The sequence below is a fragment of the Flammeovirga sp. AWQ4_249 genome, assembly GCF_056161045.1.
Window position 1 is genome coordinate 74,257 of record NZ_JBSWYJ010000008.1, and the last position, 13,936, is coordinate 88,192.

At 32.4% G+C, this 13,936-nt stretch carries 11 protein-coding genes; 4 read left to right on the top strand and 7 right to left on the bottom strand.

Features of this window, described 5'->3' with window-relative positions; all coding sequences use genetic code 11:
* Window positions 1-3 precede the first annotated feature (3 nt).
* Genes ACXAHM_RS08620 through ACXAHM_RS08630 form a run of 3 tightly spaced genes read right to left on the bottom strand, consistent with a single transcriptional unit; the run spans window position 4 to window position 5,645 of the window.
* Window positions 4-1,209, bottom strand: coding sequence for a Pycsar system effector family protein (locus tag ACXAHM_RS08620; RefSeq protein WP_474960021.1), 1,206 nt, complete (start codon window positions 1,207-1,209; stop codon window positions 4-6).
* Between the two features lie 10 nt (window positions 1,210-1,219).
* Window positions 1,220-4,846: a BamA/TamA family outer membrane protein gene (locus tag ACXAHM_RS08625; RefSeq protein WP_474960022.1), complete on the bottom strand. Its 3,627-nt coding sequence runs from the start codon at window positions 4,844-4,846 to the stop codon at window positions 1,220-1,222.
* 1 nt (window position 4,847) lies between these two features.
* Window positions 4,848-5,645 carry an SdiA-regulated domain-containing protein gene (locus tag ACXAHM_RS08630; protein WP_474960023.1) on the bottom strand — a complete coding sequence of 266 codons (798 nt, stop codon included), beginning with the start codon at window positions 5,643-5,645 and terminating at the stop codon, window positions 4,848-4,850.
* Window positions 5,646-5,937: 292 nt separating this feature from the next.
* On the opposite strand from ACXAHM_RS08630, the gene ACXAHM_RS08635 reads away from it, so the two are divergent.
* The 3 genes from ACXAHM_RS08635 (at window position 5,938) to ACXAHM_RS08645 (ending at window position 10,366) form a co-directional block, all read left to right on the top strand.
* The gene (locus tag ACXAHM_RS08635; RefSeq protein WP_474960024.1) at window positions 5,938-6,813 is read left to right on the top strand and encodes a phosphatase PAP2 family protein; all 876 of its coding nucleotides are present in this window, start codon (window positions 5,938-5,940) and stop codon (window positions 6,811-6,813) included.
* A 151-nt stretch (window positions 6,814-6,964) separates the two neighbouring features.
* A complete protein-coding gene (locus ACXAHM_RS08640; RefSeq protein ID WP_474960025.1) occupies window positions 6,965-7,942 on the top strand; it encodes a TDT family transporter in 978 nt (325 codons plus the stop codon).
* Between the two features lie 120 nt (window positions 7,943-8,062).
* Window positions 8,063-10,366: a GH92 family glycosyl hydrolase gene (locus tag ACXAHM_RS08645; RefSeq protein WP_474960026.1), complete on the top strand. Its 2,304-nt coding sequence runs from the start codon at window positions 8,063-8,065 to the stop codon at window positions 10,364-10,366.
* A 60-nt stretch (window positions 10,367-10,426) separates the two neighbouring features.
* Here ACXAHM_RS08645 and ACXAHM_RS08650 read toward each other — a convergent pair whose 3' ends face one another.
* From ACXAHM_RS08650 to ACXAHM_RS08665, 4 genes are all read right to left on the bottom strand, one after another.
* Window positions 10,427-11,101 carry a hypothetical protein gene (locus ACXAHM_RS08650; RefSeq protein ID WP_474960027.1) on the bottom strand — a complete coding sequence of 225 codons (675 nt, stop codon included), beginning with the start codon at window positions 11,099-11,101 and terminating at the stop codon, window positions 10,427-10,429.
* Window positions 11,102-11,186: 85 nt separating this feature from the next.
* The gene (locus ACXAHM_RS08655; RefSeq protein ID WP_474960028.1) at window positions 11,187-12,053 is read right to left on the bottom strand and encodes a glycoside hydrolase family 25 protein; all 867 of its coding nucleotides are present in this window, start codon (window positions 12,051-12,053) and stop codon (window positions 11,187-11,189) included.
* Between the two features lie 66 nt (window positions 12,054-12,119).
* Window positions 12,120-12,794: a thioredoxin family protein gene (locus ACXAHM_RS08660; protein WP_474960029.1), complete on the bottom strand. Its 675-nt coding sequence runs from the start codon at window positions 12,792-12,794 to the stop codon at window positions 12,120-12,122.
* Between the two features lie 69 nt (window positions 12,795-12,863).
* Window positions 12,864-13,397, bottom strand: a complete 534-nt coding sequence (locus ACXAHM_RS08665; protein WP_474960030.1) for a TlpA family protein disulfide reductase — start codon at window positions 13,395-13,397, stop codon at window positions 12,864-12,866.
* A 275-nt stretch (window positions 13,398-13,672) separates the two neighbouring features.
* On the opposite strand from ACXAHM_RS08665, the gene ACXAHM_RS08670 reads away from it, so the two are divergent.
* Window positions 13,673-13,855, top strand: a complete 183-nt coding sequence (locus ACXAHM_RS08670) for a hypothetical protein (protein WP_474960031.1) — start codon at window positions 13,673-13,675, stop codon at window positions 13,853-13,855.
* The last annotated feature ends 81 nt before the right edge of the window (window positions 13,856-13,936 follow it).

Here is a 13,936-nt window from a genome sequence, read left to right on the forward strand (position 1 = left end):
AGGTTAGTAAACAGAGAAAGTAATAATAAATGAGATTACGGATAATGTAATACCAATCATAAAGAAATTAAAAGCAGCTCTAACTTTCTTGTATTTTAGATCAAGCACTTTACCCAAATAATAAGAATCCTTGCTCATTTTATCATATACATCCTCAGGGTAAATCGTGGTTTCTCTCAGTAATTGTTGATATTCATCTAATTCTAAATCTACAAAATCGCCAAAGAAAAGTAAATTCAGATCTTTCTTATTCTTTTTAAAGTGTTTATTTACATTCGGTCTAGTCGCTAAAACAGCTAGAATTACGGATACTAAACCAGTTAATGCAAGAATTAAACTTGGCCATAAAAGCTGAGGTAATTCTTCAATTTTTCTGAATAAATAACCAATAGCAAATGAAGTAATAATGGAGTTGATAGAAAGTAAGATACTCGCTTTCCTATCTGCAATTGCACTCAGACCTAGTTGATTACGGGCTAAAGTAGAGTACATTGCTTCTATATCACGACGGGGTTTTACCAATTTTGGAACACCGTTGATTACTTCCACTTTTTCTTCAACTTCACCTTTTTTCTTTTTCTTCTTTTTAGGTTTTAGAACATCAGCCTCTACCATTAATGCTTCAGCCTCTTTTTGGATTTCATTTAAATATTCTTTTTTCCTAGGACCATAATGGTCACGAGCATAATTCGTAAAGTATCGATGATCAGACAAGAAACGAATATTCATGATTAGCCATTGAGCTTTAGAAATTCGTCCTGTTTCCAACATGTCAGATTTTTCTTGACGTAATGCTTCAGAAAAAGTATTGAAATCTTCTTTACCTAAATGTGCTAAGTCTGCATCACAAATGATCTGCTCTTTCAAGTTTCGAGGTGTTTGTGGCAATTGAGTGGCCATAATACAATCCTTGATGACTTGAATATCTTCTAATGTTAATTTATCCTCTAAAAAGTTTTCACAGATTTGAGCACTATTTTCTTCATGATTTTGACAGGTTTTTTCTGTATAACCTGTATCATGAAACCAAGCAGCAATTTCAAGTAAATTAATCTCTCTATCAGATAATCCTTCATTTGATCCTATCTCACGTACTGCCTTGACAACATGTTCTGTATGTGTGACATTGTGATAAGGTAAATTTTTTATGTTTCCTTTAGCAAATTCACTTACTGTAGAGATCAATTGATCAAAATTTGTGTCTATCATTTCCATTGAATTAAAAACTAAAGCCTATGTTAAAATATACGTTTACGCGTTCGTCAGATGCACCCGCAATAGCGGATAAAGCAATTTTATCAACTGGAGCCATATAAATGCCGCCTCCATAAGATTGATGCCAAAGGTCAGAAGTTTCATTTTCTAACCAAACTCTACCGATATCATAAAAACCGATGACCCCAAATGTAAATGGGATAATACTATTTTGAAATTTAAAAAGATCTAAGTGAGCATCCAAACTATTGTACAAAGAAGCATCTCCATAAAAACGATCTCGACGGAAACCTCTCATATTTTTAGATCCACCAATAGTGTTTGACATTAAATAATGATAATCACCAAAGTTAATGGCTCCACCTACTTGATACGCTAATGTGAGATCTGTTGGAAGTTTAAAAGTATAATGGTAAGAGTATTGACCATTAAAATTAAAATAGTTGAGATCTTCCGTAGAAACATTTTTTAAAGCTAAAGCAGATGTTTCTAGATGTCCTCCTTTTTTAGGTAAGAGACTGCTATTTCTGCGGTCAATTTCAAAACCTATTTCACCGCCTATATAGTTTTGTGCATCATAAGCACCTTCTAAAACTTGAGCATCTCCAGATTCTTCAAAATAGCGATCATCTAAGTATCGTCCTTGATTAACATCCGTATGAATGTAAGAAGCTCCCAATTTAAGATTTATACTTTTATTAAAATCAAAAAGTAGATAGGGTCTGATTTCATGTTTTGTGTATAAGAAACGATAGTAATCGACCCCTTTATCTTTGTCAAAAACAGATTCATTTCCTAATCCATAGTAATTGGAGTTCCTTGGAGATTGTAGACGAACGTCTAATACAAAATCAGCCAGACCTAAGACATCAGTAAATTGACCTTTATAACGAAGTTTAAATGCAGCAGCATTTGCGGTTGCCAAAGCACCGTATAATGTATGTTTGGAAGCAAAAGGAATTTTTCTAAAACTATGGTTGGTGAATATAAATCCACCACCTACTAGTATACCGTCGTCAGGAATGTATCCTCCATAAAGCAATGGAAGTAAAGAATTGAATTTGAATTCTGCACGATTGTAATTGTTGATATCTGATTTATCAGAGAGTTTTTGATGAATACCCCCATTGGCATTTACAATTTGTGTGCTGTCTTTGGTATCATATAATACAATCTTATGTGCCCCTTTTTTATTAGCTTCATCAGTAATAGTATCTTCTCCAGGACCACCGATTACTCGTACTTTAATTTTTCCTTTTTCTTCTCCCTTAAAGACAAATTGATCTTCACCATCAAAACCATAAACCCTAATTTCCTTTGTTTCATTAGGATCAAAAATTCGATGATACATTATTTGCTTTAAATTACCTTTCTTAGAGATCTTTTGAACAGTAATTTCTGTAAAACCATCCTTCTTTCTTTCGATGGTAATTAGTTCTTTTTTATCAGACCCTAAAACGGATACATTTTTAGATAAATGCAAATAATATTCTTCAGCAATTGCTGGAAGTTGAGCTTTTCTTGCCTTGAGAATACGAATCGTTTCATCATAATGCATGCTTCTTACTTCTGGAGGTAAGTGTTGTAATGCTTCTTGAATGACTTCATCTGTAATATGTTTTTGAATAAAATAGGCTTGCTCTAACCAATCTTGTTTGTTTGCTTGTGCAAGGAAATAACGATCAAAATATCTAGCATTAAAATTGAATCCAGGAGCCCAGTTCATCTCATCATCAAAACCTTCAAACTTTGGCATCACCCAACGAAGAGAAGCTATATTAGGAATAATTCCTTCATTCAAGAAAAACACTTGATCACGATCTCTAGGAATAGGGCGAAACATTTTGCGGTCTCCTTTCTGTTTAAAAGCAGCCCATCTCCATTGATCATCATGACGGTCCCAATCTCCAATCAACATATCAAATAAACGAGATTTTAATGTGAATTTATAGTCCACATAATTATCATTGTCTTCTCTTAATTTTTTGACGGTTTTTATTGTGCTGTATATCTTTTTTGCATTACCAAAACTTTCAATATCTCCTGTGTTTTTAGAGGGTCTTTCTTCAAGCATATATACCTTATTAGCAGCAATTTCTTGATATATACCAAATTGAGGATCGTCTTCTACATAAACCACTTGCGGGTTTGCGTGATAAATTCCTATCGCGTCAGCCATTGTAGGGACAGTCAAAGGTGAGTAAGGGTGAGCAGCGGAAATTTGATCTTGAACAACCGCTTTGGCAATTGTTTCTTTCAATTCATCTGGAATGGCTTTCACAGGATTTTTATCAATAGAACGTAAGGTATACTGATTGCCTTCTTTGTCTTCTAAACGAAAAGAAAGTGTGGCCATACCACCACCACGTTGAACGATCTTGACACCACCTCTAAATTTAGTCATATCAAACACGGGCATTTTTACTGGTGTTTCCCATTCTTTACGATAGTTTTGCCCCATCCACCTTTGTTGGGACTTGCTTGTTGCATATTGTGTACTTGCTGCCACAATTACACTATCTGGAAAAGCAATGTCTTCTCTTTTTTCTTTAATTTCTACTTTCTTAGGGGCGAAGTTTGTTTTAAATAGCTCTTTTTTGTCATTATAAAATTGAACTGAAGTGGTTCCATCTTCTTTATAAACCACTTTGGCAAAACCTTTTTGTTCAGCAACAAATTTGGCAAACTTCCCTTGCTTCACATGAGAAGTTTTTGATCCAGACCCTGAGACAATATAATGTACATTGTCCATGATACTATATTGTAAGGTATGTTCATGACCACTTGCATATATAATATTGGGGTGTGTCTTAAAAATATTCGCAAAAGAGGTCGTCATTTTTTTATTGACTTTATTGCCGATATCTTGACGATTGATTCCATATTTTCTTCCCAAAGGATAAACAGACCCAACTACTGGAAGTGGAATGTAAGCCCAAGATGAGAAGGCAGTAAGTGGAAATAAATGATCTTTTGCAGTATAATAACCACCATGTTCACCATAGGTTACGACTGGATGATGACCAGCGATGATTAACTTTTTATCTTTATTTCTTGACACAATATCTTGTAAAGCAATCAAAACTTCACCTGTATTCTGATATTCACAGCCATTGAATTGAGAGGTTTCTTGATAATCAAAAATCAACCATTCTGTATCCAATATGAGCAAAGTAACCTCATTATTTAATGGGATTTCGACAGGGTCAGGGCAACCATTATAAGGAACAAAAGTAGAGTCTCCTAAAATAGAATTAACAAAAATCTCCTCATTACTCAAACGTAAAAGTCCATCCTTTTTTCCTCTATTATAATCGTGATTTCCAGGAATCATAAATGTTTTCCCTTTGAAATCTTTTAAAGGTGAAAGTTGAGCAGAGAGAATTTCCTCACCTCTTTTTCTATGCTTAGAAGAAGGGTCTTCTAGTCCATGAGGGTATAAATTATCTCCCAAGAAAATAACTGTGCTATTGGTGTCATCAAGATCAATTTGTGAAAAAAAGTGCCGTAATACACTATCCTCTTTGGAAGCAAGTCCAGCATCACCCAATAAATAAACGGTTTGTTCTTGACCAAAACTTTGAGTGAAAAGTGGAAGTAGTAAGATTAAAAAATAGATTGATTTCTTCATGTTAGAATTCTAGTATATTTCCTTTTAGGTTTTCTCCTTTTTCGTTTGAAATAAATATTCTTCCTTCAGGTGACATACAGATACCCTCTGGCTGTTCAAATATTTTTTTAGAAAGCTTAATTTGTTTGGTGATTTCTCCAGAAGTATGATCGATATATATCAACTCTTTTGAGCGATGAGAAAGAACCATTACTTTACCGGAGTTTTTATCAAAATAAATCCCTGAAGGGCTAACCTTGTTTTTGTCTTTGATAGAATAGGTTAATTCAACTTGACTAGGATCTTCGATATTTACTTTATAAACTCCCTTAAAGTCTGTTTTTTTTCCCTCCAATCCTCCGTCACCTTTCAAAGCTACTAATAAATGACTTGGAGGATATATACATAAACCTTCAATATCATTATCTGCATTAAATGGCAATTTATAGGTGTCTATTTGTTCATTTTCTTCATTGTAGATAAACAATTTCCCTTTGCTATTTACGATATAAAAGAAGGGTTTTTGATAAGCGATACCTTCATAATCATCTTTTCCACCAAAGTCAATTGTTTCAAATATTTCCTCTTTCTCTAAATCATATAAATAGATATTTCCCTTCTCATCATTTACTGACGCTAAAATGTTAGGAGCATACCAAGACAATCCAGATATCTCTTCTAGTTTATGAGGTAAAAACCATTTATTTTTAAAATTTTCAAAAGGATTAACTTCCTTTTGAGGAGTAGATTGTGAATTCTCTTTTTGACCACAAGAAATCAGTGAGAAAAATAGAATAAAAAGTAGTAAGATATATTTCAAGTTGATAATTATTATAGTTCAGATGAATGATAAAAATAAGGAATACAAATCTTGAAAAAAACTAAAGTTGTATTTCTAGGTCAAAGATAAAAAATTTCAAAAATTTGTTTGAACAATATTCGTAAATTCTAAATAAAATATTTTCTCACATATACTCTTTTGAAAGATTTTGATTTGTTTTTAAAATATTAAAATTGGTAAAAATTTAAACATTTGTAAACTTTGAATAGTTCTTTTATAAAAATTTTAATAGATTCAATATCTTAACTTTTTTCAATCTGATCAACAACTTATGTCAAGGGTTTTTTCAATTCTCATTTTACTATTTATCTCTCACATCTCATTTGGACAAAAAGCAGATTCTTTAAAATGGTATAAATCCCATTCAAAGGTATATTATGCACCTCCGATTACTACCGCAAGTATTTCTGCGGCCGGGTTACTTGGTAATTATTTAGGTATTAAAATGCTTAATAATCGTCCTTCTCTTGACTTAGGAGAAATCTACCAATTGGATATGCAAGATGTAAATGCTTTTGATCGCCATGTTTTTGATCAAGATGTCAGAGATAGAGAGGCTTTTCACAACCTTACAGATTGGGGATTGTATATTTCTGCAGCACTTCCTTTCACATTATTTATTGACAAAAGAATTAGAAAAGATTGGGTTGAAATATCATTAATGTACTTAGAAACACAAATGATAGCGGTGAATATCTATGATTACTTAGGGCCAGGTATTTTTAGAAGATATCGTCCAATAACTTATATGCATGGTCATGAGGATGTTCCAGATTCAGAATTGACAGATAATAATAATGAACGATCTTTCTTTAGTGGACATACTTCTAATACTGCAGTGGGTACGTTCTTTACAGCAAAGGTCCTAACAGATTATCACCCTGAATGGTCAACAGGAGCAAAAATTGGCGTTTATGTAGCAGCATTTATTCCTCCTGCAGTCGTTGGTTATTATAGAACAAGAGCTTATAAACACTTTTATACTGATGTGATGACAGGATGTGCAGTGGGTGCTTTAACAGGTGTTTTGGTACCTCAACTTCACAAGAGTTTACATAAAAAGAAAAAGCCGGGAGAGGGGTTGTCTTATTTTATGCCAATAATGCAACCACAGTTAATGGGCGTATATGTAAAAAGAACTTTCTAATAATTATTATTTATAAATCTTCTTTTTTTTGATTAAATTTTCGGTTTATTTTCATTCTTTGTATAACTTTTAGTTATAGAATATATCTTTTAGGTTGAATCATAGTAATTCAATTGGGCGTTTATATAATTGAATCAAAGCTCAATATACTATGAAAAATAATATTAGAAACTTCCCGGTTGGACTTACAGGTGTTGCTCTTGGTACTGCTACTTTAGGTGCAGCTTGGGGGAATGTAAATGTTACTTGGATATCAACTATTACCCTAACAATTGCCCTTACCTACTTCTTCGCTATCATTTTAAGAAATGTATTACACTATGATGTATTTAAAGATGAATTAAAACATCATGTGTTAGGAAGTTATGTTCCCACTATGGCCATGTCTATGATGGTTTTTGCGGGAGTAATTGTAAAATCACACCATACATTAGGTCAAGCTATTTGGTTATTAGCGATAGGAATTCATTTAATCTGTCTTGCTGTTTTTGCATACCATAGATTAATTAATTTCAAAATGGTGCATATTGTTCCTAGCTGGTTTGTTCCTCCAATAGGGATTATAGTAGCCTGTGTAAATTCTAGTCATATGGGTTTCCCAGGTTTAGCCACAACTATTTGGTGGATTGCTACACCGTTATACTTTATCATGTTAGCATTTATGATCTATCGTCTAGCTTTTTATACATTTGATAAAATAGAAACCTTTGGTATCATGGCTGCACCTGCAAGTTTAAGTTTCGCAGGATATTTAACAATCGAACAACATCCAAATGCATTTATATGTCATATTTTATTGACAATTGCGATCTTGATGACAGTTGTTTTATACATTGCTTTCTTCCATTTATTACAAAATAAATTTAATCCAGGGTTTGCTGCTTTTACCTTCCCATTAGCAATTGGAACAGTCGCTTTACAGAAATACAGTACTGTTTTAGCCAATACAGGTGAAATGATGACAAGTAAAGTAATCTTATGGATCTCTTATTTTGAATTAGGAGTAGCTACCATAGTGATATCATATGTTGTTTATAAATTCTTCCATTATTGTAAAAATGAAGTTTTAGGAATAGAGTTAATTAAATTGTTAGATAATTTTAAAATATGGACTGAAGAACACATGTAATATTTTGTTAATCCAAAAATATTCAATCCCAAAGCTATTTATATAATTCGAAAATATAAATTTAATCTACTACTTTTGTGTCACTATAGTAAATTATAAACCTAGCAGACGTTCTTATCTATGTCAAAATTAAAGAGCAGTTTAATACTACTTCCATTCATCCTTTTATCCTTTTTCTTAAACGCTCAAGAACAAGTCAACTATGTTGATTATGTCAATCCATTTATTGGTACAAAGAGCATGGGGCACACTTTTCCGGGAGCAGCAGCACCCTTTGGAATGGTACAATTAAGCCCAGAAACAAACCAGGTTCCTATGTTTGATGAAGAGGAACAATACATCAAAAAAACATATGAATATTGTGCAGGCTATCAGTATGGTGATAGTACAATTTTTGGATTTTCACATACACATTTTAGCGGTACAGGTCATGCTGATTTAGGAGATTTTTTAATCATGCCAACGACAGGACAACTTTCTTTGGAGCCAGGAACAGCAGATCATGCTGTAGAAGGGTATCACTCTGCTTATCGTCATGCAACAGAGAAAGCTGAACCAGGATTTTATGAAGTTGAATTGGATGACTATAAAATTAAGGCACAATTAACTGCCACGGAAAGAGTAGGATACCACAGATACACTTTTGACAAGGAAGAAGAAGCTCATATTATTTTAGACTTAATGGCCAATATTTATAATCATGAAGATAAAAATGTTTGGTCATTCGTAAGAGTTGAAAATGATTCCACTGTTGTAGGTTATCGTCAAACGAATGGTTGGGCTAGAACTCGTTATGTTTATTTTGCAATGCAATTTTCAAAACCATTTAAAAGTTATGGACACAAAAAATACAATACTCCTCGTTATAATGGATTTTATAGAAAATTTGATGAAGAACATAATTTCCCTGAAATGGCAGGAAAGGAATTAAGAGCCTATTTTAATTTTGATGTTGAAGAGGGTGAATCTATAGATATAAAATTTGCATTGTCACCTGTTAGCACAAACGGAGCAATGAAAAACTTAGAGGCTGAAGCTATTGGATGGGACTTTGATGCTATAAAGAAAAAAACACAAGCAAAATGGAATAAGGAATTATCCAAAATTGAAGTAACTACAATTAATACAGCTGATAAAGAGACATTTTACACAGCAATGTATCATACCATGTTGAGTCCTGTTATTTATGAAGACGTTGACGGTAAGTACAGAGGCTTAGACCAAAATATATATACTTCTGATGGCTTTACTAACTATACGATCTTTTCATTATGGGATACTTATAGAGCACTGCATCCTTTATTCAACTTAATTCAAGTAGACCGTAATAATGATATGATTAAATCCATGTTGGTACATCAGCAACAGAGTGTTCATGGTATGTTACCTATTTGGAGTCATTATGCCAATGAAAATTGGTGTATGGTAGGGTATCATGCTGTAACAGTATTAGCCGATGCCACTGTGAAAAATACAACAGATGCAGATTTGCGTCAAATGTTAGAAGCAGCAAGGTCAACATCAAATGTAGCTTATTTTGATGGTATAGGTGACTATATTGAACTAGGCTATGTTCCTGAAGATAAAAGTGGTGCATCCGTTTCAAAAACTTTAGAATATGCTTACAATGATTGGTGTATTGCTCAAATAGCAAAGGAATTGGATGATACAGCTACGGCTGCAAAATATATAAAAAGGTCTCAAAATTATAAGAATGTATTTGATCAAAAGACAAATTACATGAGACCAAAATTGGCGAATGGACAATGGAGGGAAAACTTCGATCCATTAGATACACATGGCCAAGGTTTTATTGAGGGCAATGCTTGGAATTATGGTTTATATGTACCTCATGAAGTGGAGACAATGATTGAAATAATGGGAGGAAAAGAGGAGTTTTCAGCACATTTGGATAAAATATTTACTACCGAGATTCAGGACAAATATATTGAGCATCATGAAGATATTACTAAAGATGGTATTATTGGAAATTATGTGCATGGCAATGAACCTGGACATCATATCCCATACTTATATAATTGGACAAATAATCCTTGGAAAACGCAAGAAAGAGTACGAATGATTATGGATACAATGTATTCTAATGATATCAATGGACTTTGTGGAAATGATGATGCGGGTCAAATGAGTGCATGGTATATTTTCAGTAGTTTAGGGTTCTATCCTGTTTTACCCGGTTCCCCTGAATATGCTATAGGATCTCCTAAAGTTGTGTCTGCAACTATTCATTTATCTGATGGTAAAACATTAAGAATTGAAACAAAAAATCAATCACCAAAGAATGTTTATGTCAAGAAAGTAACATTTAATGGGAAAGAAATTAAGGGATATACCTTAAATCATAATGAATTAATGAAAGGGGGAACTTTACGTTACGAAATGGGTAAAAAACCTTTAAAGTAAGCAAAAAGAGACACTAATAATTATCTTATTGAGTGTCTCTTTTCTTTATTATCAATAAATCTATCTTAACTGATAAATTGAAAAACTTTCAAGAATTCTATTTGTTATTCCTTCTTTTAGACTAGCATTTTGAGCTGTATTAAAATCTAGAGTCCCGTCTTTTTCATAATATGCATTTCCAAAATCTACTCCATCAAAAACGTAGGCAAGATCAATAATAATAGAAATTTCATTCATTTCTGTAGCCGAAATTGAGATACCATTGAAAATTTCCATTAAGACTTTTTCGTCTATATTTTCAGAATAAAAAAATGGATGTTTCATTGCCCCGTTTGGATGATAATTTCCATTTAATACAATGGAAGGAACTTCTTCAGAATTATCTAGTAAATCAACTTGCATCTCATAGTAAGTACCTGCTGAAATATTGCCATAAGGTAGGGTAGGATAAGTTGTGTTATTAACTAAATCACAAACAAAAGGACCAGTATATTCATTCAATAGTTCTTGGTCATTATCATCTAGGATATGAATATTTCCTAGAGTTAGATGAGCCTCAGTGAAGATATAATCTTGTTGGCTTCTAGCAGATGGTTTTCTGTAACTTGATATAATATTCAACTTAAGATTTCCATCAACTTCTGGAAGATCATCTTCAAAGATGTAATCTTTCTGACATGAAGTAAAAAGGGAGATAAAGAAAATTAGAAGTGTAAAAAGGCTTTTCTTGTGCATAGTATGATAAGTATTTGATATCAGCACAAAGTTAAGTTTTCCTTTTCTTTAAATTTGTGAAGAAAATTAGAGAGAATATTAATAATCACAAATGACTACTACTTAACATTTTATAGCCTTTTTGTTGACCAATCACCAAACTTTTTTGAAATTTTTCCCAGTTGCCATCAAAAACATTCATATCTACTTTATTGGGAATTCCATCTATATTAGCTTGTTGTGTATGTTGCCACATAGTCCATCTTGTTTTCGGTGCTTCGGTTTCTTCACTGTAATTAGCAATCCAAACTCTATATTTTCGGAAATGTCCAGCAAAGTAATTTTTGTAAAATGAATCGCCTGTATAAATCATTGGTTTTACTCCGTAATGATTTTCTATAGTAGTCACAAATTCTTCCAAACGGTCTCTCATCAAAGAAGGTTCAACACCATCCAATACTTCGATATCTACCACAGGAACTAAATCACTGGGATGAAGGTCTCCAACTATTTTAATAAAATATTGAGCCTGTTCTTTCCCTGAAGTTTTGGGTCTGAAAAAATGATAGGCGCCAAAAAGTAGATTATTTTCTTTTATTTCCTCACGATTTCTTTTGAAGTGACGGTCTTTGTGATCTTTACCTTCAGTAGCTTTTGCATAGACAAATTTGATAGAAGTATTCTGATCAATCACTTCAGATACCCTTGTGAAATCAATGAGTCTTTGATGATGGGAAATATCTATACCATGTACTGTGAAATCATCAGGAATATCCACACCAAAATTACTGAACTGATCATAAAATGGGGCTTCAAAATAATCTTTTATCGTTAATGCAGTGTTAAGTCCTTTTTTTAGGTAGGGAGAAAATAGCTCTCTCGCATGATCATTCACTTTGATATAGTAACCAAAGCCCATTAAGAATAATAGAACGAAAGATGAAAAAGGGAATATGTTTACTTTTTTCTGCATTAAAATAGATAGAAATAAAAAAATGGATATTGCAATTTATACATTACAATAACCATTTACTAATTATTAAACTTTAGAAGTTTTGATTGAGCAACCAACTGCTTTCGTGTTAGTCTCAGCTACTTCTTTATTATCCAATAATGCATTTAATGCATCTTCTAAATAATGTACTTTTGCTTCTTCAGCACTTTTATAATTATCATCAATTGCACCGATATATCTTACAAAATACTTATCACTTTCTTTCTCTAATAGGAAAACGTGTGGCGTTTTTGTAGCACCGTATGCGGGATAGATCTTTTGACCATCATCAAATAAATAAGGGAAAGTAAATCCTTTATCTTTTGCTCTTACAATCATTTCATCAAATGAATCTGCAGGCTGTTCTTTTGGATCATTAGGGTTAATCGCAATCACAGGGTAACCAAGGTCCTTGTATTTTTTATCGATTGCGATAATTCTATCTTCGTAAGCCACAGCATAAGGACAGTGATTACATGTGAAAATCACGATAGCACCTTTGTTGTCTGATAATCCATCTAAGGATACCATCGAACCGTCAATGTTTTTCAAGTTGAAAGCTACAGCTTCATCACCTACTGCTAAACTAGTTTTTACAGGCATTTGGGCAGGAGTAGCTGGTTTTGATTCTTCTTGAGCTGTTTCATTTTTCTTTGGAGCTGAACATCCGATGACTGATCCAGCGATAAGAGTTAATAGGAAAAGTTTGAAGTTTTTCATTGAATTAATTAAGATTTAATTTAGTAATGTTGGTTTCTGATGGACCAACTGATTTATTAGTAAAAATAATTATTTTTCTGAAATGAAGGCCTTTAATTCTTCAAAAGAACTGAAATCACTATTGTGAAATACATTTTTATTGGGACCAATCAAAAGTGTAACTGGAATTGCACCATCCCAATTTTGATTTACTTTACTAATCCAAGCATTTGCATTAGGATCATCAAGCCACAAACTTTGCGTTGTTAGATTTTTCTTTTTGATATAATTAGAAAGGTTTTTTTCGTTCATATCTAAACTTACCAAAATGACTTTAGCTTTTTGTCCAGAGGCTTTAAATTCTTTTTCTAATTCGACAAAATGAGGTAATTCTTCAACGCATGGTTTACACCAAGTGGCCCAAAAATTAATAACTCTTAGTGTATCATCTTGATGTGAAAACAGTGGAGCCATACCGTCAAAGGAATTAAACCTTAAAACATCTTGTTGGTCTAATTTAATGACTTGATCAGGTGTTAGGTTTATTTTTTTTTCTCTTGAACATGAAAAGATAGTGAAACAAGCCACTACTATAAGTAACTGTTTCGTGAAGTTTGTGATCATATTTGAAGGAAGTCTATAAAATGTATAATGGATAAATTTAGTATATAGGTTAAAAAGTACATAACTATGATTTGGATATTTTTATGAATACTATCAAAAAACCTTGAAATGAATCTTGTTTCTGTTGCATTGGTTATTTTAAACAATTGCTTTTCCATGTATTCCTCAAATTTTGACGAAGTGAATAAAGAAACCTTACATGATTCTTTTAAAATATATACAACAAATTGTATATCAGTCAGGTATATTGCTATTCTACTAACTATTATAAGATTATGAAAGAACTTACATTAAATGATAAGAGAAAAATTTTTGTTATTGGTATTATAACATTGTTTACATTAGCAGTAGTTATTGTCTTAGACCAAAAAATTAAAAATAAAAAACGAATAGAGAAAACTGTAGCTGTTGAGGGTATACTTACTCAAAATGATTTAAAATGGCATTACATACATTAATTGTATTTATTAAAGTATTGATTGCAATTATTGATTTTAAATTTTAATAGTATTTGGTGTTGATTTATATTGAAAGTGAAT

What these genes read in the sequence shown, in the direction of transcription:
- ACXAHM_RS08620 (WP_474960021.1), bottom strand. Translation starts at nt 1,209, where the DNA reads ATGATAGACACAAATTTTGATCAATTGATCTCTACAGTAAGTGAATTT.
- ACXAHM_RS08625 (WP_474960022.1), bottom strand. Translation starts at nt 4,846, where the DNA reads ATGAAGAAATCAATCTATTTTTTAATCTTACTACTTCCACTTTTCACT.
- ACXAHM_RS08635 (WP_474960024.1), top strand. Translation starts at nt 5,938, where the DNA reads ATGTCAAGGGTTTTTTCAATTCTCATTTTACTATTTATCTCTCACATC.
- ACXAHM_RS08640 (WP_474960025.1), top strand. Translation starts at nt 6,965, where the DNA reads ATGAAAAATAATATTAGAAACTTCCCGGTTGGACTTACAGGTGTTGCT.
- ACXAHM_RS08645 (WP_474960026.1), top strand. Translation starts at nt 8,063, where the DNA reads ATGTCAAAATTAAAGAGCAGTTTAATACTACTTCCATTCATCCTTTTA.
- ACXAHM_RS08650 (WP_474960027.1), bottom strand. Translation starts at nt 11,101, where the DNA reads ATGCACAAGAAAAGCCTTTTTACACTTCTAATTTTCTTTATCTCCCTT.
- ACXAHM_RS08655 (WP_474960028.1), bottom strand. Translation starts at nt 12,053, where the DNA reads ATGCAGAAAAAAGTAAACATATTCCCTTTTTCATCTTTCGTTCTATTA.
- ACXAHM_RS08660 (WP_474960029.1), bottom strand. Translation starts at nt 12,794, where the DNA reads ATGAAAAACTTCAAACTTTTCCTATTAACTCTTATCGCTGGATCAGTC.
- ACXAHM_RS08665 (WP_474960030.1), bottom strand. Translation starts at nt 13,397, where the DNA reads ATGATCACAAACTTCACGAAACAGTTACTTATAGTAGTGGCTTGTTTC.
- ACXAHM_RS08670 (WP_474960031.1), top strand. Translation starts at nt 13,673, where the DNA reads ATGAAAGAACTTACATTAAATGATAAGAGAAAAATTTTTGTTATTGGT.